The sequence below is a fragment of the Catellatospora sichuanensis genome, assembly GCF_007483665.1.
GTDB classification, from domain to species: Bacteria; Actinomycetota; Actinomycetes; order Mycobacteriales; family Micromonosporaceae; genus Catellatospora; species Catellatospora sichuanensis.
Window position 1 is genome coordinate 58,382 of record NZ_VIQO01000040.1, and the last position, 21,990, is coordinate 80,371.

Annotated in this window: 22 protein-coding genes; 11 read left to right on the forward strand and 11 right to left on the reverse strand. The window is 70.1% G+C overall.

Going from position 1 to position 21,990, the window contains the following annotated elements:
* Nucleotides 1–63 precede the first annotated feature (63 nt).
* The 4 genes from FLL47_RS38885 to FLL47_RS38900 all read right to left on the reverse strand — a co-directional run bounded on the left by FLL47_RS38885 (nt 64) and on the right by FLL47_RS38900 (nt 3,827).
* On the reverse strand, nt 64–966 hold the full coding sequence (locus FLL47_RS38885) for an NlpC/P60 family protein (protein ID WP_144127692.1): 903 nt from the start codon (nt 964–966) through the stop codon (nt 64–66).
* A gap of 241 nt (nt 967–1,207) precedes the next feature.
* A complete protein-coding gene (locus FLL47_RS38890; RefSeq protein ID WP_144127693.1) occupies nt 1,208–1,807 on the reverse strand; it encodes a TolB-like translocation protein in 600 nt (199 codons plus the stop codon).
* Nucleotides 1,804–3,246, reverse strand: a complete 1,443-nt coding sequence (gene tnpB, locus FLL47_RS38895) for an IS607 family element RNA-guided endonuclease TnpB (protein ID WP_144127694.1) — start codon at nt 3,244–3,246, stop codon at nt 1,804–1,806. Before tnpB ends, FLL47_RS38890 begins: the two co-directional genes overlap by 4 nt.
* Nucleotides 3,247–3,392: 146 nt before the next feature.
* Complete coding sequence (locus tag FLL47_RS38900; protein WP_144127695.1) at nt 3,393–3,827, reverse strand: hypothetical protein; 435 nt, start codon at nt 3,825–3,827, stop codon at nt 3,393–3,395.
* An 881-nt stretch (nt 3,828–4,708) separates the two neighbouring features.
* On the opposite strand from FLL47_RS38900, the gene FLL47_RS38905 reads away from it, so the two are divergent.
* Nucleotides 4,709–5,911 (forward strand): MFS transporter, encoded by a 1,203-nt coding sequence (locus FLL47_RS38905; RefSeq protein WP_144127696.1) that lies wholly within the window; start codon nt 4,709–4,711, stop codon nt 5,909–5,911.
* A 141-nt stretch (nt 5,912–6,052) separates the two neighbouring features.
* Here FLL47_RS38905 and FLL47_RS38910 read toward each other — a convergent pair whose 3' ends face one another.
* Nucleotides 6,053–6,811, reverse strand: a complete 759-nt coding sequence (locus tag FLL47_RS38910; protein ID WP_144127697.1) for a hypothetical protein — start codon at nt 6,809–6,811, stop codon at nt 6,053–6,055.
* 347 nt (nt 6,812–7,158) lie between these two features.
* On the opposite strand from FLL47_RS38910, the gene FLL47_RS38915 reads away from it, so the two are divergent.
* Together FLL47_RS38915 and FLL47_RS38920 are read left to right on the forward strand one after the other, a co-directional pair.
* Nucleotides 7,159–7,482, forward strand: coding sequence for a PadR family transcriptional regulator (locus FLL47_RS38915; protein ID WP_144127698.1), 324 nt, complete (start codon nt 7,159–7,161; stop codon nt 7,480–7,482).
* Nucleotides 7,483–7,747: 265 nt separating this feature from the next.
* Nucleotides 7,748–9,142, forward strand: coding sequence for a DUF1996 domain-containing protein (locus FLL47_RS38920; RefSeq protein WP_144127699.1), 1,395 nt, complete (start codon nt 7,748–7,750; stop codon nt 9,140–9,142).
* A gap of 73 nt (nt 9,143–9,215) precedes the next feature.
* Here FLL47_RS38920 and FLL47_RS38925 read toward each other — a convergent pair whose 3' ends face one another.
* From FLL47_RS38925 to FLL47_RS38935, 3 genes are read right to left on the reverse strand one after another with little or no spacing between them, the layout of a single operon-like run.
* Nucleotides 9,216–9,884: a hypothetical protein gene (locus tag FLL47_RS38925; RefSeq protein ID WP_144127700.1), complete on the reverse strand. Its 669-nt coding sequence runs from the start codon at nt 9,882–9,884 to the stop codon at nt 9,216–9,218.
* A 1-nt stretch (nt 9,885) separates the two neighbouring features.
* The gene (locus tag FLL47_RS38930) at nt 9,886–10,533 is read right to left on the reverse strand and encodes a LuxR C-terminal-related transcriptional regulator (protein ID WP_222106403.1); all 648 of its coding nucleotides are present in this window, start codon (nt 10,531–10,533) and stop codon (nt 9,886–9,888) included.
* Nucleotides 10,534–10,541: 8 nt separating this feature from the next.
* On the reverse strand, nt 10,542–11,738 hold the full coding sequence (locus FLL47_RS38935) for a sensor histidine kinase (protein ID WP_144127702.1): 1,197 nt from the start codon (nt 11,736–11,738) through the stop codon (nt 10,542–10,544).
* Nucleotides 11,739–11,952: 214 nt separating this feature from the next.
* Between FLL47_RS38935 and FLL47_RS38940 the strand changes: the two genes are divergently transcribed.
* The gene (locus tag FLL47_RS38940) at nt 11,953–12,444 is read left to right on the forward strand and encodes a PH domain-containing protein (protein ID WP_186316178.1); all 492 of its coding nucleotides are present in this window, start codon (nt 11,953–11,955) and stop codon (nt 12,442–12,444) included.
* Between the two features lie 205 nt (nt 12,445–12,649).
* Here FLL47_RS38940 and FLL47_RS43410 read toward each other — a convergent pair whose 3' ends face one another.
* Nucleotides 12,650–12,814 carry a hypothetical protein gene (locus FLL47_RS43410; protein WP_186316179.1) on the reverse strand — a complete coding sequence of 55 codons (165 nt, stop codon included), beginning with the start codon at nt 12,812–12,814 and terminating at the stop codon, nt 12,650–12,652.
* Nucleotides 12,815–13,109: 295 nt separating this feature from the next.
* On the opposite strand from FLL47_RS43410, the gene galE reads away from it, so the two are divergent.
* Genes galE through FLL47_RS38965 form a run of 6 tightly spaced genes read left to right on the forward strand, consistent with a single transcriptional unit; the run spans nt 13,110 to nt 20,555 of the window.
* Nucleotides 13,110–14,078 carry a UDP-glucose 4-epimerase GalE gene (galE, locus tag FLL47_RS38945; RefSeq protein ID WP_144127704.1) on the forward strand — a complete coding sequence of 323 codons (969 nt, stop codon included), beginning with the start codon at nt 13,110–13,112 and terminating at the stop codon, nt 14,076–14,078.
* A gap of 32 nt (nt 14,079–14,110) precedes the next feature.
* Complete coding sequence (locus FLL47_RS38950) at nt 14,111–16,141, forward strand: hypothetical protein (RefSeq protein ID WP_222106404.1); 2,031 nt, start codon at nt 14,111–14,113, stop codon at nt 16,139–16,141.
* Between the two features lie 10 nt (nt 16,142–16,151).
* Nucleotides 16,152–17,633, forward strand: coding sequence for a GT4 family glycosyltransferase PelF (pelF, locus tag FLL47_RS38955; protein WP_144127705.1), 1,482 nt, complete (start codon nt 16,152–16,154; stop codon nt 17,631–17,633).
* On the forward strand, nt 17,630–18,985 hold the full coding sequence (locus FLL47_RS43415) for a hypothetical protein (protein WP_186316180.1): 1,356 nt from the start codon (nt 17,630–17,632) through the stop codon (nt 18,983–18,985). Before pelF ends, FLL47_RS43415 begins: the two co-directional genes overlap by 4 nt.
* Nucleotides 18,982–19,614, forward strand: a complete 633-nt coding sequence (locus FLL47_RS43420) for a spherulation-specific family 4 protein (protein ID WP_186316181.1) — start codon at nt 18,982–18,984, stop codon at nt 19,612–19,614. Before FLL47_RS43415 ends, FLL47_RS43420 begins: the two co-directional genes overlap by 4 nt.
* Nucleotides 19,611–20,555 (forward strand): endo alpha-1,4 polygalactosaminidase, encoded by a 945-nt coding sequence (locus tag FLL47_RS38965; protein WP_144127706.1) that lies wholly within the window; start codon nt 19,611–19,613, stop codon nt 20,553–20,555. The genes FLL47_RS43420 and FLL47_RS38965 overlap by 4 nt, the downstream gene beginning before the upstream one ends.
* A gap of 97 nt (nt 20,556–20,652) precedes the next feature.
* Here FLL47_RS38965 and FLL47_RS44900 read toward each other — a convergent pair whose 3' ends face one another.
* Entirely contained in the window at nt 20,653–20,775 is a 123-nt protein-coding gene (locus tag FLL47_RS44900) for a hypothetical protein (RefSeq protein WP_281286781.1), read from the reverse strand.
* A gap of 43 nt (nt 20,776–20,818) precedes the next feature.
* On the reverse strand, nt 20,819–20,962 hold the full coding sequence (locus tag FLL47_RS43425) for a hypothetical protein (RefSeq protein WP_186316182.1): 144 nt from the start codon (nt 20,960–20,962) through the stop codon (nt 20,819–20,821).
* A gap of 65 nt (nt 20,963–21,027) precedes the next feature.
* On the opposite strand from FLL47_RS43425, the gene FLL47_RS38970 reads away from it, so the two are divergent.
* Nucleotides 21,028–21,798 (forward strand): hypothetical protein, encoded by a 771-nt coding sequence (locus FLL47_RS38970; RefSeq protein WP_144127707.1) that lies wholly within the window; start codon nt 21,028–21,030, stop codon nt 21,796–21,798.
* Nucleotides 21,799–21,990: the final 192 nt, after the last annotated feature.

Consider the following 21,990-nt stretch of genomic DNA (forward strand, 5'->3'; position numbering starts at 1 on the left):
GGGAGTCCCGCTGTCGACGACAGCGGGACTCCCCGCGTGCAGACTCGGCCACCTCGTCCTGGTTCATACTCCCGGAACGCGGTGCGCGGTGTAGGACGAGCTGTTCAGGTAGCTGGTGGCGTCGCTGATCACCACGCCCGTCCAGGTGCCGTCAGGGTTCTGCCACTTAGGCGTCGCCTCGAGGACCGACGCCACCCCGTCGCCGTCGCCGTCGCCGAGGTAGACCGCGACGTGGCCGTACTTGGCGAGGAGGTCCCCGACCCGGATCTGGGACTTCGGGACGGACGGCACACCGTCCTTGACGGCGGTCGAACTGTGCCAGTTGAACGGAACGCCTGCGTTCTGGAACATCTTCACGATCAGGCCGGAGCAGTCGAATCCTTTGACGCCGGCCGGCTGCTTGTAGACGCGGGTCTGGCCGCACGTGCGGCCGTCGTGGTTGAGCGTGGTGGAGGGCACGGTCCCGTATCGGTACGTTCCGGCCGCGCAGCCCACGTAGATCGCGTCGAGCTGGGCCAGACCGTAGCTCAGGGCCTGGCGCACCTTTGTCGACGGTGACTCCGTGACCTTGCAGTGGGTCATGTAGTACGGGATGCCGTTGGCGGGGATGCCCACCGCCTGGCTGCCGTCGAGGTAGTAGCGGAAGTCGTCGTTCGAGTAGATGGAGACGCTCGCGACCGCGCCGACCTTCCACTCGCCCGGCGCTGCGACGTAGGTCTGGTCGGATTGGAAACCGACTCCTGGACGGTGGACCTGGACCCTTGCCGTGTGCGCTGTCGAGGTGCCGTTGAGCAGGAGGTTCTCGACTTGGTAGACACCGCCGTAGGCTGTGACCTTGGTCCAGCAGGCGCCGACGTGAGGGTCGGTGCGGTAGAAGGTCCAATCGGCGTGGGCGGCTGGGGTGAACAGGGTGGCGCCCAGGACAGCTGCTGCTGCCACGGCGCTGATGCGACGCAACACCGACATGACTCCATACCTTTCATAGACGGGCTTTCACCCCACGATCGGTCGTGTCCGGTGTGGGGACACTGCCGAAAGTGTCGCCGTTTCGGGTACTCCTCGAGGGCGTCGTGTGGAGCCATGGGAAGGATTGCCGGGATGGCGAACACCTCGCGCGACCGGGGTGGCCAGGGGACCGCTGGGGGATCGGTAACCACCAATGTTCGAAGAGAAGTTCAAAATTTTCAAGAGTCTTCGGAAACTTCTTTCATGAAGCCGCTGGACCTGTTGGCTGCGCGCCACCGTGGATCCGGGGATCATCGACGGGTTGGCCATGCGCGAGGCACGCCACCGCGGGCGGTATCCGACGTTCGCCGGCAGCGCAGCAGCAAGCGCATCGCGGGAAGGCGGCTGGGGTCCCGTCCGTCGGCGGTGAACGCGGCAGTGACCGCAAGGCAGCTCGGCCGGCGTCGATTACCCGTAGTTCGGTGTGTTCGATGTCGTAGTCTGATCCCTTGGCCGGCTGGAGGACCGCGGCGATCTTCTTGCCGTCAGGGGAGATGGACACGCCCGGCGAGCGACCTGCGGTCACCAGGGCCATCTCGCCTGACTGCAGATCCACCCGCAAGATGCCGTATTGCGACTTCCACAGCGTGGAGACGAGCAGGCTCCGGTCGTCCGGTGTCGCCGCCGCGGCCAGCGGGTCGCCCAGACCCTTCACCACGGAGGTCGGCTGGTCGACGCCAGGCGTCCACCGGTAGACGTTCCACGGCTGGCCCGTCCGGGCGGCACCCGACTTGCCGTTGCTAATTCCATAGTCAGGTATCAGCAATCCCGGCCTTTCGGGCGGGAAGGTTCTTGCCGTCACCGAAGCGTGGCCGCTTCGGCTTGGCGAAGATCTCTCGTTTCTGTCCGCTGGTGCGGGGTTGCGCCACCTGCCTGCCCACCCGGCCGCGTATGCGGCCGGGTGGTGGTGCGGGTCTTACGGTCGGCTCCACGAAGGTTCGACGCTTGCGCGTCCTGGTCTCCGGCCACTCCGGTACCAGTCGAAACAGCCGCCGCGAGGGCGGCGAGGTTACGTGCGGCGTTGGCATCGCGGTCCATCACCAGCGGACACTGCTCGCAGGCGAACACCCGGACGTGCAGCGGCAGCTTGGCCTTCACCGCGCCGCAGTCCGAGCAGGTCTTCGACGAGGGCAACCAGCGGTCGGCCACAACGGTGACCCCACCGGCCCACCCGCCCTTGTAGGTCAGCTGTCGGCGGATCTGCCCGAACCCGGCATCGGCGATCTTTCGGGCCAGCCGCCGGTTGCGCAGCATCCCGGCCACGTTCAGATCCTCGACCACCACCGTGCCGTACCCGGCCCGGATCCTGGTGGTGAGTTTGTGCAGCCCGTCAGCGCGCAGATCGGCGACACGGTAGTGGACCCGGTTGCGTTCGGCGTCGGCTTTGACCCACCGCCGCGACGGTGTGCGGCCGGTGCGCCGGTCCGGTCCCTGACGCCGCGAGACCCGCCGCGACAGCCGGCGCAGCCGGGACAAGGCCGTGTCGAGGTGTGCGGGGTTGGGCTCGTAGGTGATCTGCCCGGTGCTGTCGGCCAGCACCGCCAGATGCCTCACCCCCAGGTCGACGCCCACAACGACGTCCGGCCGCGCCGGCCTGCGCGCCTGGCGCGCGACCTCGACCTGCAACGACACGAACCACCGCCCACGGGCGAAGCTGACCGTCGCGGACAGGATCCGGGCCGTCCCGGCATCCAGACGGCGGGCGAGTTTACGGGTGTTCTCGTGGGTACGGATGCTGCCCAGTCGCGGCAACGTCACATGCCGCCGGTCCGGCTCCACCCGCATCGTCCCGGTCGTGAACCGGCACGAGGGCCGCGCCCGGTGCTTGGACTTGAACCGAGGCAAGCCCACCGGCCTACCCTTGCGGACACCCCGCTTGGACTTGGTGTAGTTGTCGAACGCGGCCGCCGCGTTGGCCAGACCGGTGCTGTACGACTCCTTGGAGTTGTCGGCCCACCAGCCCGCGAACCTCGGATCGGTGTGTTTGGCCTCGTTGAACGCTTTACGCAGCGCGGGCAGCGACCACGACCGCCACGGCACGAGATCCGCCTCGGTCACACCGTAGGACTGCTCGGCCCTGCGCTGCCACCAGCACGCCGTTATCCACGACACCGCCCAGTTGTAGGCGGCACGCGCCGCACCGCAATGCGAACGCAACGCGGCCTGCTGACCGGCGTTCGGGTCAATAGCGAACCGGTACGCCTGCACCACGAACCCGGCCCGCGGCTCGAACCTGTTCACCCCCGACTGCCCCCGCACGCGACGACCCACCCGCCGCGCAAGGACCGCCCCACGCCGACAGGTCCCCAAGCGGCGACAACCTCAAGGCCGGCCGGCAACAGGCGAAGCAGCACATACCGACAATACATGTCGCTGTATCAGCGCGTTCACCGGCTGAACCCGCGACCGTCGCCAACCCTGCACCAAGCCCCAGGCAGCCACCATACGTGCCGAGCTCTGACTACATTCGTCGATAAATACGGGAGCAGTTCGCAACCCTGCGACGTCGGTGAGGCGAAGACAAGCAGGCCCTTGCCGTCCTTACGCAGGATCGGATGGACGACGCGGCCGTCGGCCGTGCACTCGGCCGACGCGTCCCGGAACCAGGTGAAGTCGACCGCCCAGGTGTGACCGTCGAAGGTCACCGGGCCCGGGATCCGCTCGGCGCCCTTGCGGGTCACCCGCGCAATGCCGGCACAGATCGAGGTGCTGTGCGAGACATAGCCCTCCTGTATTCCGGGCGCCCAGGTGACGGCGCCCGCCGGGGTGCCACCGAGCATCGCCAGTTCCTCGATCTTCGCAGTCGAGGTTTCGTAGGCCACGAGCCCGTTCCAGCACCCCGTTGGCCACCCGGAGTCCGTATGCAGCACTCTCGGCGATACCTCGAGCATGCTGGACGGGATTGCGGATGACCTGCCCGCCACGGTCTGCCGATCCCGCTGATCACGTGGCAGCCCAAGGTGGACAGGCACGCGCCGAGTCGGGTCCGGCAAGTCGTGGGTGGCCTGCGCACCGACGCTAACGCATCGGGTCCGCCCTGCGCGGGGCCGTCTATGAAAGCACACAGGACGTTCACGCCATCAGCACTGCCGCGGGCCGACCAGCCTGCCCTGCCCATGCCGTGGCACGTCATCGACACTTTCTCCACGGACAGGACAGAGTTCGCTTGCGGCATACGGGTGACGCCGCCCGCGGACTCGGGTGCGGGTGCCCCACCTTGCGGTGGCGGCCGGGTCGGGCCGCGCACCGGTTCGGCGTGCTTGACACGTCGTGGGGGCGTTGGCCAGGATGAGGCCCGTCAATACGAGCTCGCGACGGGGGCGACTCTTGGACGCGCAAGCCTCGATGACTGCGCCATATCCGTTCGATGTCCTGACGTGTGTGGCGTCCGGGAAACCGCAGCACGCGTCCGGTCCGGACTTCGTCGGATCCGGAGACCGCCTGCTTGGCGGCACGGTCGACATCGCATACGCCGGCCAGCGCTGGACGATATGGCGACCGCTCACGATCTCCCTCACCTCGGTCTGGGCTCCACACCGGAACTCCCCCCGACGCCGGCGCGTGTCGCCGGGTCCCGTGCCGCCGCGGTTTCGTGACGTCGATCCCGTCGGTGCCGGCAGGCCGGCTGCCGTGACCAGTTCGAAGGAGTGATCCCATCAACGAGTCGAGGGACGACGGCGCGCTCGCACGCAACCGGCAGGCGGTGGCCGCGCTGCTGGCCCTGGCGGTCGGGGCGTTCTGCTACGTCGCCATGGAGACCATGCCCATCGGGCTGTTGCCGCTGATCTCCGAGGACCTGGGGGTATCGCTGGCCGACGCCGGACTGCTGGTCACCGGCTACGGCCTCACCGTGGCGATCGTGTCGGTGCCGCTGGCGTACCTCACCCGCAGGGTGCCACGCCGCCTGCTGTTCTCGGTGCTGCTGGCGGTGTTCGTCGTCGCCACCCTGGCCTCGGCCATCGCGGAGAACTACGCGGTACTGCTCGGCGCACGGGTGGTGGTGGCGCTGAGCCAGGCCGTCTTCTGGGGAGTGGTCGGCCCGGCAGCGGCCGGCCTGTTCTCCGTGGAGGTGCGCGGCAGGGCCACCGCGACAGTGTTCGGCGGTGGGGCCATCGCACCGATGCTCGGCGTGCCCGCCGGCACGTGGCTCGGCCAGCAGGTCGGCTGGCGGTGGACCTTCGTCGCGCTGGCCGCCGTCGGCCTGGTGACACTGCTGCTGCTGGCCGTGTTGATGCCGAGCGTGCCGGTGGGTCAGGGCCACGCCGCCACCGGCACCGCACCCAGCGTCCGGCGGTTCTGGATCCTGATCGCCGTCACCACGCTGTCCATCACCGGCCTGTTCACCGCGTTCACCTACACCACACCGTTCCTGACCGACGTCGCAGGCTTCCCGGTGGCCGCCATCAGCCCGCTGCTGCTGCTGCGCGGGGTCGTCGACTTCGGTGGCATCGCGGTCGCCGGCGTGTTCGTCGACCGGCGCCCCCGGGCGGTCATGGCGGGCTCGGTCGCGGTGATGGCGGTGTCGCTCACCGGCATGTACGCCTTCGCCGGGGTCCAGATCGCGACGGCGGCGGCGCTCGCACTGTCGGGGTTCGCGCTCGGCGCGTTGACCCCGGCACTGCAGAACCGGGTGCTCGAGGTGGCACCGGGCAACTCCGATCTGGCCTCGGCGGGAAACTCCGCCGCGTTCAACGTCGGTATCGCGGGCGGCGCGTTCCTCGGCGGCGCGGTGCTGTCGGACTTCGGGCTCGCTCCCACCGCGCTGGTAGGCGGCCTGGTGGCGACCGTGGCCCTGCTGCTGGTACTCACCGAGCCGCTCATCGCCCCCGCGGGCAGTCGGCATCCGGCCGCGGACGGCACGCAGCCTGCACGCAAGCCCGACGTGCTGGTGCGCGAAGGCTCGTAGGAACCAGATGACGGGGCGATGCTGCCGGGCGAACGTGGGCGCCCGGGCAGCGGATTGGTGTGGACGAAGTGGGGCCTTCAGATACGGCTTGGCGTAGACAACCAAAGCCGTATCTGAAGGCCCCACCATTGCTTCCTGCGATCAGCAGCGGCCCACCCGGCTTTGGAGCCGTTCGATGGCCTGGATGAGAGCAGCCTGGCGGGAGGTCAGGTTGGCCACGGCCGAATGCGCGTCGATCAGCTCCTCGCCGACCTCCTGGTAGGCGGCGGCGGCCGCATTCCGGGCGGCCCGCGTCACCAGCTCGCGGTTCATGGCCGTATGAAGCTCGACGCCGAAGGCCTTGTCGTGGTCGGGCCGGAAGGCTGCCACCGGCCGCACGACGGTGATGCCAGGTCTGATCTCGACCTCGATTTCCGTGTCCAGGCCGTTGGCCGTGGCGTAGGCGGTGAAGAAGAAGTCGACGTCGGCCTCGGCCCGGCGCCACGTGTCCAATGCCTGCGCCGCTGCCGCCTCGGCCGTCGCTTCGCGCCCCATGGCATCGCCGAGCCAGATGTTGGCCGCATCGAGCTGCTTGTTGACCAGGTCGAGCGCCTCCTTGGTCCGGGCCAGGTCCTCCTTGACGACGTCGCAGTCCTCGAAGTCGGGCGTGCCGCCCTTGCCGCCGTCGGGGTCGTCCTCGCCCTTGGTTCCGGTGCTGTCACCGTGATCGCCGACCTTCGGCGGCGACCAGCGCCAGCGGGCGCAGTAGTGGTGCAACGTGGACTCGAAGTGGTGGCTGACCGTCTCGCTGCGCTCGTCGACACAGACCAGGTCGTCCAGGGCCGCGGCGCTCGAAACCGGCAGCAGGGCGAAGGCGAGCAGGACGGTGCCTGCACTTATCAATACGTGACGGAGTTTCATGCGGTCAGTGTGGGGCTGCGCGTCGGCCGGTCACGGTGTGAGTCCGGAACCCGGCATCACGTGCGGGCGGCGATCACCGGCGGGTGCCGGCCGGATCGCCCGGCCCGCTCGGCGCGAGCCGCTGTGCTCTGACGCCTCGGCGTGCCCGGGTGTTGGGGGTTGTATCGGCTGAGTGCTGTGCCGGTTCGGCAGTCCCGAGCAGGGACTATGTGCGCAAGGTGGGCGCGGTGATGCATCATCCGGGCCTCGGGGCGTCGATGGTGGATGGTGTCGGCGTCTGCGGTCGGTGACTGCGGTGCTCGCGGTGGGCCCTTGCCGTCCAAACTCTCCATATATAGACTTTCGATATGCCGCGTATACCCGACAGCTCGCCACAGACTCTCAAGGTCTTCGGCTCCCTTGTCGACGATCCATCGGCCTGGCATTACGGCTACGGCCTCAGCAAGCAGACGGGCCTCGCGCCCGGAACCCTCTATCCGATTCTGGCCCGCCTCGTCGCGCGCGACCTGCTGGAGACCCGCTGGGAACCGTCCGAGCAGCCGGGCCGCCCACCGCGCCACCTCTACCGGCTCACCGGCGACGGGCTCGCACTCGCCCGCGACCGGCTGGCTGCGGCGAAGCCGCGTACCGCCGCCAATCCCATCACCGCGACACCGAGGACGGCATCATGACCGAACCATGGTTGCGGCGCGTCGCCCGGCGCACGCTCATTCTGGGAGTGCGCGGACGCATCGCAAGTCCAGGCAGCATCCGACACCGGCGTGGCGGTCATGGCTCCGCGCCGGCTTCACCACCGCCAGGCGGCATCGGACCAGTCGGGACGGAAATGGGCCCTGGAATCGTCGCCCACTGAGGCCTTCGCCTCATGCCGCGATTCACGACCGTAACTACGTTGAAAAGATCTCAATCTTTTCGCGGATCGTAGGAGGGTCACGCATGACAAGGGACTGGATCAGACGGCGGGCACGGGTGGTCTCGGTCGGCGCCGGTTGTGCGGGGATGGTGCTGGCCGCGGCCGTCGTCGCGCTGACGCCGTCGGCGGGTGCCGCCGCTGAGCTGGTGGTGCAGGCCGAGGCGTACTCGGCTCAGCTCGGTGGCGTCGTCGAGCCGACCGTCGACACTGGCGGCGGCTCTGACGTCGGCTACCTGTCCCGGGGGGACTGGCTGCGCTACGACGGTGTGGACCTGGGCGCCTCGGGCACGATGACCATCTCGGTACGCGTCGCCTCCGCCGTCGGCGGTACGGGGACCGTCCAGCTGCGTACGGGATCGGTGACCGGGCCCGTCCTGGCACAGTTCGCCATCACGGCGACCGGCGGCTGGCAGGCGTGGGTCACGCAGACGGTGAACGTCACCAGCCACCCGGCCGGTGTCCAGTCGGTGTACGCCGTCATGGCCAACGCCGGCAGCGGCGCGGACTTCGTCAACCTCAACTGGCTGTCGTTCAACTCCGGCGGCACGGGCCCGGCGACCGGCTGGGTGAACGTCGACCCGGTGAAATGGAACGCGCAGCTGGCCGCCTTCCGGGCGATGACGATGGCACCGGCACCGGCCAACGCCGTGCGCGTGCCGGAGTTCAACGCCACATGCACCTACAGCCACTCCTTCAAGGACGACCCCATCGTGTTCCCCGGGCTGCCGGGTGCCTCCCACATGCACAGCTTCTTCGGCAACCGCAGCACCAACGCGAACTCCACCCTGGACAGCCTGCGGGCTAACACCGCCACGACGTGCACGCCGGCCCCTGCGGACCTGTCGGCGTACTGGGTTCCGACCCTGTATCACCGCGGTGCCGTCGTGGAGCCGAAGGGGGTCGTGGTGTATTACGGCTCGCGGCTGGCGGACCCGAGCCAGACGGTTCCGTTCCCGCTGGGCTTCGAGATGATCGCGGGCAGCGCGGGCCGTCAGGTGCCGACGCCTGCGGGATCGGTGAACCAGTTCTACTGCGTGGGCGGTACGACGGGCGGTGAGATCGGCCGCAGCGCCGACGGCAACTGGCCGATCTGCTCGCCCGGCGGGACGTTGATGTTCCAGCTCGTCTTCCCCGACTGCTGGGACGGCGTGCACCTGGACAGCCCCGACCACAAGTCGCACGTGGCGTTCACCCCGAACGGGACATGCCCGAGCGCGTTTCCGGTGGCGATCCCGTCGGTGTCGTTCGTCATCGCGTATCCCGCCGTCGGCAGCGCGGACGGGTTCACGCTGGCGTCGGGGATGGCCTCGTCCATGCACGGGGACTTCGTCAACGTCTGGGACAACGATGCGCAAGGTCACCGGGTGAAGAACTGCATCGTCCAGTCGGCCAAGTGCAACAGCGCCGGGCAGTTCTGAGCGTGCATCCGGGCGGGTGCCTCATCGGGGCGCTCGCCCGGGCGCCGGCGGTGTTCGTCGTGGCGGTGCGGCGTCAGCTGACCGTGATCGTATTGATGTCGGGGGCCGAGCCGGTGTCGTTGAAGAACCGGATCCAGCAGGTGCCCTTCGGCAGCCGCAGCCGCACCGAAACATGTACCGGGATCAGCCAGCTCTGGGCGCCGCTGAGCGTAAGTTCGCGGGCAGGGCCGCCGTCGACCGCGACTTTGAGGGTACGCGGCTGCTCGGTCTCGTAGACGACGGTCAGCGTTCGCTCACCCGCCTGCGGCACACCCGTGATCCGGACGGCGAGGGTGTTCGGGCCGCCGATGTAGCCGACCCGGCTGCCGTCCACGCAGGTGGGACAGTCGATCACGCGGGCGCCGACGCGGATGTTGGCCGGGTCGGCGGCGTGCACGGTGATCGGGCTGAACCGGGTCGCTGTGGGCGCGGTCGTCTTCGCCGGCGGCGCGGGTGCCGACGCCTTGCCCGGCACCGCAGCGGCCGGCGGCCGGGAAGTCCGCGACGGCGCGGGTGTCGATGGTGGGCCCGGCGCCGATGTGGTTGACGGCTGCGGACTCGGCGAACTGGGAGGTTGCCCTGCGACGGGTGCGCCGTCGCGTTCCGGGACGGGCATGATCAGCGGCGGCACGACGGCGATCGTGGCGCCGACGGCCACGACAAGGGCCGACCAGCCCAGCACGCGCGCGGATACGACCGGCACGTTATCTCTGCCCGGTCCACACGACGACCGCCTCGGTGCGGCTGGCTACGCCCAGCTTGGCGAAGATGTGCTGCAGGTGGTTCTTGACGGTCTTCTCGGTCAGCATCAGCCGGTGCGCGATGGCGGCGTTCGACAATCCCTGTGCGAGCTGTGCCAGCACCTCCTGTTCCCGTCGGGTCAGACCGAAGCGGGATCTCGCGAGCCGCCGCCGTTCGGCGAGTTCGCGGTGGGCGCGTTCGTGTTCGGCGTGTTCGCGTACGGCTGCGGCGGCGACTGCGGCCGCGACAGGGGAGAGCCAGCCGTGCCCGGCTGCCACGGCGAGCACCGCGCGATGCAGTTCCGGCGGATCGAAGGCCCCGTGGACGAGGTAGCCGCGGGCGCCGCCGCGGATCATCCCGGCGATGAGTTGCGGGTCGGCGTCGCTGGTGAGCACCAGCACCCGCGTATAGGCGATCATCTCGCCGAGCACCGAGAGTCCGTCCGCCACCGGCATGCGGTGGTCGAGCAGGGTCACCATGGGCCGGTACCGGCGGGCCAGCGCGACGGCTTCGCGTCCGTCGGCGGCCTGGGCCGACACGCTTACCTCCGGGCATAGCTGCAGGTAGCCGTTGAGGGCGGCCCGGACGATCGGGTTGTCGTCCACGACCATCACCGAGATCATGGCAGCGTTCCGGCGTACGCGGCCGCTTTGAGCGGACTGTTCGCGGCGACGGTTTCGACGGTCGTTCCCGCGCCTGGCGCGGAGATCACGCGCAGGGTGCCGCGGACGGCGGCGGCCCGTTCTGCCATGCCGATCAGGCCGAAGCAGCCGCTCAGCTCCGCAGGTACGCGGAACCCGGCGCCGTTGTCGGTGACGCGCAGCCGGACGCTTGCGCGGGTGTGCGCGAGTTCCACGGTCACGGAGCTCGCCCGAGCATGTCGGGCGATGTTCTCCAGTGACTCGTGCAGGATCTGGGCGAGCTCGTAGCGCAGGTCCAACGGGAGGTCGGCGGTCGCGACCGTCATGTGCACCGGGATGCCTTCACGTTCGGTCCACCGGCGGCAGATACGGTCCACCGTCGTGGCGAACTCGTGGTCCGGGTTGTCGAGGCGAAGGCCCTCGAGGACCTCTTTCGCCTGCCGGACCGCCGCGGTGGCTCCGGCTGAAACCGTTGCGGCCAGTTGTTCGGCCAGGGCGGGCTGTCGTCGCAGGGAGGTCGGCAGCGCCAGTGCCGCGAACGAGACCCCGCGCAGCGTTTTGGTGACCGAGTCGTGCAGCTCGCGGGCGAGCCGGGCTCGTTCCGCGGCAGCCGCCGTACGCTGGGCCGATGCGACCAGCTTGACTGACAGGTCGACGTGGGCGGCCAGTGCGGCGGTCGCGACGGCGGCGCCGACGGCGGTGAGCACGTTGATGATGGGGAAGGCCAGGACGAAGCCGGCCAGGCTCGGCGCGCCCGGCGTCGAGGCGAGCAGGTGGGCCGCGACCAGGTAGCCGAGTCCGGCGTAGCACGCGGCCGGCAGCAGTGCCCAGAAACCTACGAGTACGCCGGCCAGCGCGCTGGCCCCTGCGGCACTGCAGAAGAAGGCGACGTCGCCGTCGCCGACCCCGAGGACGACCATGACGATCGTGGCGTCGGCCGCCAGGATGGGCAGGGGATGAGTGACCACGTGGGGATTGCGGGACAGCGTCACGAGAGCGACGACTGCCGTGAGGAGGACGAGTAGGAGCACGACGATCAGCGAAGCGGGCTGTGCTCGAAGGCGTAGGCCGCCGCCCGCGACGGCGAGGGTCGCAGCTGCCCGGCCGAGCAGCACTGCCCGCGCGACAGCGGCCCGCGCGACTACACGGTCGAGGTGTCCAGCGGTCGTTGTCACGAGTCCTGCCCCGGGCGTGGGCGATACCTGACGATCTTCGAGGGAGCGCTCTCTCGAGGATCGGGCAAGTGATTGACGGTTGTCAAGGCATCCATCATTTCCGCAGGGCCGTGTCAATGGCGGGCAGGTAGTCCAGGCGCGAGAGATGGTTAGGCCAGCCGCCGCAGGCTCTGCGGGGGTAGCGGGAAATAATGGCGTGGTAGACGATGACGCCGTGCGGCAGAGATGGCGAAGGCCTTACGACATCGACTACGGCCTGGCCAGCGCGGTGAACGCCCTGTTCATCCTCGGTGCCGGGACCCTGTTCTGCCTGATCGACCTTCTCGCCGGCGGCAGGCGGTTCGGCCTCTACGCCGTGTGCTGGGTGCTGACCGGGGCCGTCGTCCGGACGTGTTTCGTGGGCCTGTTCGTCAGCGGCGCCGGGGTACGTGTCCGCAAGTTCTGGCGGACGTACACCGTGCCATGGCGCGACATCTCGAGCGTCGGCATGCGGCCCCGTGCTCCATGGGGTCACCAGCGCATCCGCATCGTGACCCGCCGCTACACGATCATCGACACGCCGGTGCTCGCCGGTCCTCCCGGCGAGTGGCGACCGGCGCTGTACGGGCAGCAGCGCGGGGGATTGCTGACCCGGGTACTGCCGCCGCGGGAGTTTGCGCGGGTCATCGAAGTACTGACGGACGCGGTACAGGGCGCGGGCGCCTGAGCTGGTCGTTTGCCGGCGTCGCTCCCGGACTCGGCCTACGCGTCGGCCCACAGGCCCGCCAACTTTGTCGAGTCCCTGTGCCGCAGCCATTCGCCGCGAAATGAGCGCGATCAGACGCGCCCTCGGCACCCGCAGCCAGATGGCTGCTTAGCCGCCTGCGGTAAGAATGTCGATCAGCGGAGCGCGTCCGAGCGGAACCTCTCGATCAGCTTTCGAGCATGGGATGGCCCTGATCCGCCAGTTCTTGCAGCTCCGAGACCGCTGCGTCGGTGTCGCCCGCCTCGGCGAGCAGCCGAGCAAGACTCCGCAGTGCCTGGTCGTCCCCACCGGTAGCCCGTCCACGCAGGCCGTCCACGTCTCGGTGGTCCACCAGCCACAGATTGAGCCGACGGCCGGCGGCCCGGTCACCCTAGTCCGCCAGCCCGCTCTGCAGTAGGGCCGACAGGCAGGAGCAGGTTCTCGACCGGTTCGGTCTGGTCGTGATGGCGCGGCTTAGCACAGTCGCGGGCCGTTCCGCATCTTCATCCAGGGCGCATCCATACACGACGGACACGCGGTGCGAATAGGATAGTACGAACGGCTACTGATTTCGGTTTTCCTAGTCTGATAAGTCGTGATTCACGCCGCGACCCGTATCTGCCGGCGCGGGCGTCGTTGACCTGTTCATGTCCTGGATAGTGACCGGAGGCGCCGGATACATCGGCGCCCATGTCGTGCACGCCCTGCTCGCATCGGATCTCGAAGTCGTCGTCGTCGACGACCTGTCCACCGGCGACGCCCGGCGGATACCCGCGCAGGTGGCGATCGAGCAGATCGACGTCTGCGATCTGGCCGCGATGGACACCGTCGTCGCCCGGCACCGGCCGGTGGGCGTCATCCACCTGGCGGCGCACAAGGACGTGGCCGAATCGGTCCGCCAGCCGATGCGCTACTACCGCGACAACCTGGACGGGCTGCGTTCCGTACTCAGCGCCGTCGTCAACAACGGCGTCGGACATGTGCTCTTCTCCTCCAGCGCGGCCGTATACGGCACCCCGGACGGCGACACGCCGATCCCGGAGACCGCGCAGACCTCGCCCGACAACGCCTACGGGCGTACCAAACTCGTCGGCGAATGGCTGCTGCGCGACACGGCAGCAAGCCATGGGTTCCGGTGGGCGGCGCTGCGGTACTTCAACGTGGCCGGCGCCGCCGAACCAGGGCTGCGCGACACCGGCCTGACCAACCTGCTGCCCCGGCTGCTGCTCGCGTCGCGGCGCGGCCTGCCCGCCACCGTGTACGGCGGCGACTACCCGACCCGCGACGGCAGCGCCGTCCGTGACTACGTACACGTCGGCGACGTCGCCGACGCCCACGTATCGGCTGCGCGCGCCCTGGTCGACGGCGTGCTCCACGCCGACGTGCTCAACGTCGGCCGGGGTGAGGGCACCACGGTACTGGAGATGATCGACGCCGTCGGCCGGGCCACCGGGCGCGAGCTGTCCTACCTGGTCGAACCCCGCCGCACCGGCGACCCGGCGCACGTAGTGGCCGGCGTCGACGAGATCTCAGCCCGGCTGGGCTGGACGGCCCGCTACGGGCTCGACGACATCGTCGTCTCGGCAGCCGCCGACAGCACCCTGGCAACCGTATGACCAGGTCCGTGACTCAACCAGAGGAGACAACCTTGTTCGGCAAGCACACATCGCCGCCGGGCGGGCGCAAAGCGCGCCTGCTCGCGGCCTGCACCGTCGCGTGCCTGGCGGTGACGGCGCTGGCCGGCTCCCCGGCGCAGGCGTACGCCACCGGCGTCCGCGTGGACCTGCGGGTGCTGGTCTTCGACGACGGCTCGGCCGGTGTCGGGGTCGTGACCGCGCAGATGGACCGCGAGGGCGTGCCCTACGACACGATCGACCTGAACCAGCCGGCCCGGCCCGCGCTGACCGCCGCCGCCCTGTCGGACCGGGTCGCCGGCCAGCCGCGCGCCAAATACAACGGCGTCGTCATGCCCAACGAGCACGCGCTGCCACCTGCCGAACTCGCGGTCCTCGCGGCATTCGAGCAGACGTTCGGAGTCCGGCAGCTCGACGCGTACACGGCACCGACCGCGGCCGTCGGCCTCACCACCACCTGGAGCGGGCTGCTCGACGGCGGCGCGCTGGCCGTCACGCCCGCCGGGCAGGCAGCCGGGTTCGGTTACCTCACCGGTGCCCTGGCGGTCGACGACGCCGACCCGGCCGTGGCGGAAAGCTACGGCTACCTGGCCGCACCCGCCGCCGGGGCGAACTACACCCCCCTGGTCAACGGCACCAGCCCCGCATCCGGGGCGATCATCGGCGTGTACCGCACCGGCACCCGCGAGGAGCTGGTGGTGACACTGGCGATGAACGAGTACCAGAGCGTCGCCCAGCAGCTCGGCCACGGCCTGGTGACCTGGCTGACCCAGGGCGTGCACCTGGGCCACTGGCGCAACTGGTTCAGCGTGCACATCGACGACGTCCTGCTGCCCGACGCCCGCTGGGACGCCGAGCGCAACTGCACCGTCGGCGACGACTGCCCGCCGATCCCGGACCCGCTGGCCGACATCCGGATGACCGCCGCCGACGTCACCGCGCTGGTGTCCTGGCAGAACACCCAGGGCATCAAGGCCGACCTGGCGTTCAACGCCGAGGGTGCCGTCGAGGCGGGTCCGACCGACGCGCTGACTGCGAGGCTGGTCGCCGACCGGGCCCAGTTCCGCTGGCTCAACCACACCTACTCGCACCCCTACCTGGGCTGCGTGCAGGACTTCTCCACCACGCCATGGCACTGCGCCACCGACCCGGTCACCGGCGCCGTGCTCTATGCCGCCCAGGCCGACATCCGAGCCCAGATCACCGACAACCTGACCTGGGCGCAGGGCAGGGGCATCAGCGTCAACCGGGCCGAGCTGGTCACCGGCGAGCACTCGGGCCTCAAGACCCTGCCGCAGATGGCGGTCGACAACCCTCACCTCGCCCCGGCGCTGGGCCAGGCAGGTGTCACGATCATCGCCTCCGACGCGTCCCGTGAGCCGGTCACGCGCCGCGTCGGCGCGGCCCGTACGGTGCCCCGCCACCCGATGAACATCTTCTACAACGTCGCCACCCGGGCCGACGAGGTCGACGAGTACAACTGGATCTACACCAGCCGTGCCGACGGCGGCAGCGGCATCTGCGAGAACAACCCGTCCTCGACCTGTATCGCCCCGCTGTCCACCGTGACCGGCTTCGACGACTACATCGTGCCGGTCGAGGCCCGGATCGCCTACGGCCACGTGATCTCGGCCGACCCGCGCCCGCACTACGTGCACCAGTCGAACATCACCGCAGACCGCATCCTGTACCCGGTCCTCGACGCGGTGCTCGACCGGTACCGCAGCACCTACACCGCCGCCACACCCATCGTGAATCCGCGGATGAGCGAGGTCGCGGCGCTGCAGACCCAGCAGGCCGCATGGCGGGCCGCCGTCGCGGCCCGCACCGTCGAGGCCTACCTCAGCAACGGCCGGATCACCGTCATCAACCGCGGTGCCGCCCTCGCCGTGCCGATCACCGTACCGGCGAACACGCAGACCATCATGCTGTCGCTGCTCGGCCTCGAACTGCGCGGCGGCCCGTACGGCTCGGTCTACGGCCCGGAGCGCTCCGGGTGGACGACCCTGGCCGCCAACGGCCAGCAACTGCTGCGCACGGCATAGGGGACAGTCGATGCGCGTCGCGTTGGTCAACGAGGGCACCTACCCGTACGTGCTCGGCGGCGTCAGCACCTGGTGCGATCACCTCGTCCGCGGGCTGACCGACGTCACCTGGCACCTGGTCACCATCGTCGGCCAGCCGACGATGACACCAGCGCTGGCCCTGCCCGACAACGTGGCGTCGCTGTCGGCCGTTGCCATCTGGGACCGGCCCCGGGCTCCGCGCCGCCGCTCCATCAGGGCGGCGGCGCGGATGTGCACCGGCATGCTCGGCGACACACCCGCCCACCTCGACCTGTTCCGATCCGGGCTACGCGAACTGGCCCTGGCCCAACCCGGGCACGCACGGCCAGGATGCGCCCACTGCGCCCGGGCACCAGCCGCCTGCCCCCGCCACGGGCTCGCCGGCCGCCACCCGCTCCACGGACTTCCCCTGGCCGACCTGCTACTCGACGCCTGGACACAGGCCGCACGCACCACCGGCCGGCCACTGCCCCGGCTCACGCTACGCGACGCCGACGAAGCCGCAGCCCTCATCGAACACGCAGTACGCCCCCTCGCGGCCTTCCTGCCACCGGTCGACGTATGCCACGCCAACGCCAACGGCCTGTCGTCACTGGTGGCGCTGGCCGCGAAATGGCGCGACGGCGTCCCGTTCCTGATGACCGAACACGGCGTCTACCTACGCGAACGCTACCTGTCGGCAGGCACCCACCAGCCCGGGGTGAAAGTCGCGGTGCTGCGGTTCCACCGGGCACTGGCCCGACTCGCCTACACCGAAGCCGACCTGATCGCCCCCGTCAGCGCCTTCAACCAGCGCTGGGAGGAACGCCACGGCGCCGACCCCGCCCGCATCCACGTCATCCCCAACGGCGTCGACCCGCACCGCTTCCCGCCGCTCACCGCCGAACCCGACATCCCCACCATCTCCTGGGTCGGCCGCATCGACCCGCTCAAAGACCTGGAGACGCTGATCAGCGCCCTCGCCGTGGTACGACAGCAAGTACCCGACGCCCGCCTGCACCTCGCCGGACCCGTACCCGCCGGCAACGAGGACTACGCCCGCACCTGCCACGACCTCGCCGCCGGACTCGGCCTGGCCGACGCGGTGACCTTCGCCGGCCCCGTCGCCAGCAGCCGCGACGCGTTCCAAGCCGGACACGTGGCAGCACTGTCGAGCATCTCCGAAGGCATGCCCTACACCATCGTCGAAGCGATGATGTGCCAACGGCCCACCGTCAGCACCGACGTCGGCGGCGTCGCCGAAATGGTCGGCGACGCCGGCATCGTGGTCCCGCCACGCGACCCGATCGCCTTCGGCACCGCCTGCGCGACCCTGCTACGCGACACCGGGCAGCGCCGCGACCTCGGCCGCCGCGGCCACGACCGGGCACTGCGACTCTTCACCCTGCGCCGATGCCTGGACTCCTACCGCCGGCAGTACCAGCTGCTGGGCGGCAACCGGCCACCACACGACGGCAGCGCCCCCGCATGAGCATCGACAGCGCCGCACCGCCGACCATCGCACCCATCGCGATCCCGTCCGCCGCCGACCTCGCCCAGCAGGTACACGCCCGGCTCGGCTGGGCCGCCGACACCGGCGAGGTCGCCGCAGTCCTCGAATCAACCGGAATCAACGACCGGGCCGCCGGAACCTACGGACACCCGTCGGTCTTCACCCTCGCCCGCCAGATCCTGACCACACCCGCACAACCCCACCCCGCACCCGAACCGGCACCCCAGACACCACGCATCCCGATCATCGACGCACTCGTCCGCGCCGGACTCTTCCTCACCCCGACGGTCATCGTCACCGGCAGCGCCCCACTGTTCGGCACCCTGCCCTGGTACGCCACCACCGGCCCTCTCGTAGCCGGCTGGGCCACCGCCCAAGCCCTGGCATTCCTCGGCTACCAAGCAGTCAACGAAGCCGGCGTACGCTGCGCCGCCCGACGCCTCGCCCTCGGATTCGCGACACTGGCACTGCTCTGGGCCGCCCTGCTCGCCGCCTCCGGCGCCTCAACCACGTCCTACCTCGTCAGCGCCGCCCAGATAATGCTGTTCGCGGCCAACACCGCCGCACTGGTCACCGGCACCGAACGACGCACCCTCATCGCCGCAGCCTCCTGCTGGCTCGCCACCGCCGCCCTGCTCGCCGGCACCGGACCACCCGCCGTCGCCGCCCTGCTCGCCGGCCTGCTCGCCATGGTCACCGTCGCCTACCTACCGGCATGGGGACGCGGCACCCAGCCGTGGCGCCCGGACCTGAACCGCTACGCCGTCGCCGCCCGGCACGGCACCGTCGGCGCCGGGCAGGCCCTGCTGTTCATCCTCGTAGCCCTGCAGCAGACGGGCACCATCGCGCCGGCCGCGACCTCGGCACCACTGCTGGTCGGCATACCCCTGACGGAACTGATGCTGCTGCGCCACCAGCGGCGCGTCGCCGACGGCCGGGTCCGGCTCACCGACCGCACCGCCTTCCGCCGCCACCTGGCCCGCACCGGCACCACGACCGGACTCGCCCTGGCCGTACCGCCGCTGGCCGCCGCGGCACTCCTGCTGTCCACACCCACCCCCGACGGCTGGGCGGTCACCGCATCCACCCTGCTCGCCGGAATCAACGCGATCTGCCTGGTCCTCGTCGCGCACCGCCGCCCCGCCTCCGCGCTGGCCCTGATCTGGCTCAGCGCGGCCCTGATCGCCCTGAGCATCACCGCCCTGCGGATCCTGCTGCCGAACGCACCCGACGCAGCCACCGCCAGCAGCGCCGTAATCCTCCTATGCCTCTACCCGCCCGCCCTGGCCGAAGCCGTCAGGGCACTGAAAGACCCCTGGAGCTACCGATGACCACCCTGCTCCCGCTCTACACCCACCCGCTGGAAGACCCCGCCGCCTGGCAGGCGGTAGCATCCGCCGGCCCGACCGTCACCACGATCATCAACGTCCACAACGGACCCGGCAGAGCCGCCGACACCGTCTACGACCAGGCCACCACGCTGCTGCGCGCCGCCGGAGCACCCATGCTCGGCTACGTCGACCTCGACTACGGCCACCGCGCCGACGCCGACATCGAAGACGACCTCGCCGCCTGGCACCGGTATCCCATCGACGGCGTCTTCTTCGACCAGGTACCGACCGCCGACGCCGCGCTCGCCGGGACCGCCCGGATGACCCGCCTCGCCCGTGGCCTGGTCGTGCTGAACCCGGGCACCCGCCCCGACCCGGCCTACGCAGCCCTGGCCGACCTCGTCTGCACGTACGAGGGGCCCTGGCCGGACTACCGGCAGCAGCCCGACACACCGGACCTGCCCAACGCGGCGCACCTCGTCTACGGGGTGCCCACCGCCGAACTGGCCCACGCCCGTGCCGTGCTGGCCACCCGCACCGGTGGTGCCGGGCTCGTCACCGACGGCACCGCCCCGCTGCCGTACCGGGGCGTCCCGTCGTGGCTGGTCCCGGCCGGGATGCCCCGATGACCCGCCGCACCGCCGCGATCAGCGCGGCCGGCGTCGCCGTTGCGTTGGCCCTCACCTGGCTCGCCGTCACCGCGATCCCCGACGGCACCCGGCCCGCCGCCGCCACTGGTGCCGGATCGCCGGACGCGCCCGCCCTCACCGGCCGGCCGGACGGCACCGCCTCGGAACCGCCTGCCGCGACAGGCACCGCAACACCCGCGCCGGCCGCGCTCACCAGCGCACCCGCGGCACCGCACGAGCGCTGGCAGCCCCGGGTCGGTCAGACATGGCAGTGGCAGCTGTCCGGCGACCTCGACCTCACCGTCGACGCCGACGTCTACAACCTGGACGCCTTCACCGCCACCGCCGAGCAGGTGACGACCCTGCACCGGGCCGGACGGCACGTGATCTGCTACGTCAACGTCGGCGCATACGAAGACTTCCGACCCGACCAGGCGGCCTTTCCCGCCGAGATCCTCGGCCGGCCCCTCGACGGCTGGCCCGGCGAGCGGTGGCTCGACATCCGCCGCTGGGACCTGCTCGAACCCCTGCTGGCCGAGCGGCTGGCCCGGTGCCGGCAGAAAGGCTTCGACGGGGTCGAGCCCGACAACGTCGACGCCTACGCCAACGACAGCGGATTCCCGCTCACCGCAGGCGACCAGCTGCAGTTCAACCGGCGCGTAGCGGACCTCGCCCACAACGCGGGCCTGGCCGTCGGACTGAAGAACGACGTCGAGCAGGCGGCCGCCCTGGTCGGTGTCATGGACTTCGCCGTCAACGAGGAGTGCGCCAGGTACCGCGAGTGCGACACGCTGGCCGTGTTCACCGATGCGGGCAAGCCCGTCTTCCACGCCGAGTACGACCTGCCCGCAGGTTCGTTCTGCGCCCAGACGAGCCCGCTGCGCTTGTCCTCCATCCACAAGCGCCTCAACCTGGACGCCTATCGCGTCCCCTGCCCCTGAGCCACCCGACACGGCCCTGAACCCACGCGGAGGAGGCGTGCTGGGCCGAACGGCCCGCTCAAGTCGACGCGGCCGAAGGCATCGAGCAACGCATCGGTTAGACGGTGACCTTCAGGTCCATCTCGACCGGATGCAGCACGACCAGCGCCAACAGGGAGAACTTCTTGCCGCCGGTGGTCACGATCGTGCGTGACTGCTCCTCGCATCGGACCATCGTCACGATCAGCACCCCGGCGAACGAATGCCCGGTCTGGCAAGCCGATCTAGTGCTGCCTCTCCCGTTCCCTGCGGGCAGCATCCTCGATGCCCGACGAGACAGCAGCGCGCACCACCCAGAACAGCAGGAAGAAGAAAAAACAGACGCCGCCGACTAAAAGGAACATCGGTATCCAGGACGCGGTAGCCATGACGTAGACCGTAAGGCGTCGATGCCAAGTGCGCCGCCCGCACTGCCGCATTAAGCTCCGCTGCCATGGTGCGATGGACCAATACCCCGATTTTTGGCTGCTACATGGGTGTACGGGCCACGGTCGACGTCGAGCAGGCGGTCGTGCGTGAGGTAGTGCTGGCCGACGGTTTCGTGCAGCACGAGCCGGACGACCGCATGGGCGCGGACGAGATCGCCGAGATCGAGGCGAGGGCACTGGCCGGTGTGCGGTCGGCTCTGGACGACCTGGAGCCGCACGTCGGCCCGCTGCGGGTCGTGTTGGTCCGGCACGTGGTTCATCCGGTCGACTACTCCTGTGGCGGCATCCACTCCGCCGCCGCACGGGCGGTGCGGGAGTCGGTCGAGCAGCTTCCTGTACCCGTAGGCTTCGCCCGGCGCTGGCTCGCGGCCACCGCGGAGCCCGGCGGCTGCGTCCGGGCGCGGGTGACCAACCCGGCCGACGCCGGCAGTGCCGTCGGCGGGGTGAGGGTGACCATCGAGGTGGAGCGCGTGCCGGTGCGGGAGGTAGAGATCAGCCATCGCTTCGTCGTGGTCTCCGACGCCGACCGCGAGTCCGCGACTGAGGCGGTCGTGGCCGAGCTGGAGCAGGGTGCGGTGCTAGCGGTCCACGAGATGCTGGACGAGCTGGAGCCGAGGACGGGGCCGTTGCGCGTGAACCTCGTCCGGCACCGGTTCCGCCCGGTGGACTCCACGGTCTCGTCGATCGCGGCCGCCCTCGACTGCGGTCTGCGCAGGGCGGTCCAGGAGTTGGACTCCGCGCGTCCGGAAGCGCTGAGCGGGCCCTACATCGGCTGACGGTCGGGGCCGGCCAGGCGGCCCGCCCCCGCGCAGGATCAGCGGGTGGAGAGCTGCCTGCCGAGCGTGAACAGGCTCGGCAGCATGGGTCGAGGCCTTGGTGCGAATCCGCGAAGCCGACGTTCACCGTCGTACCTGGCACCATCGTGCGGGTGGTGGTCCGCGACGGCCGTCCCGGCTGCCGGCCGGCCT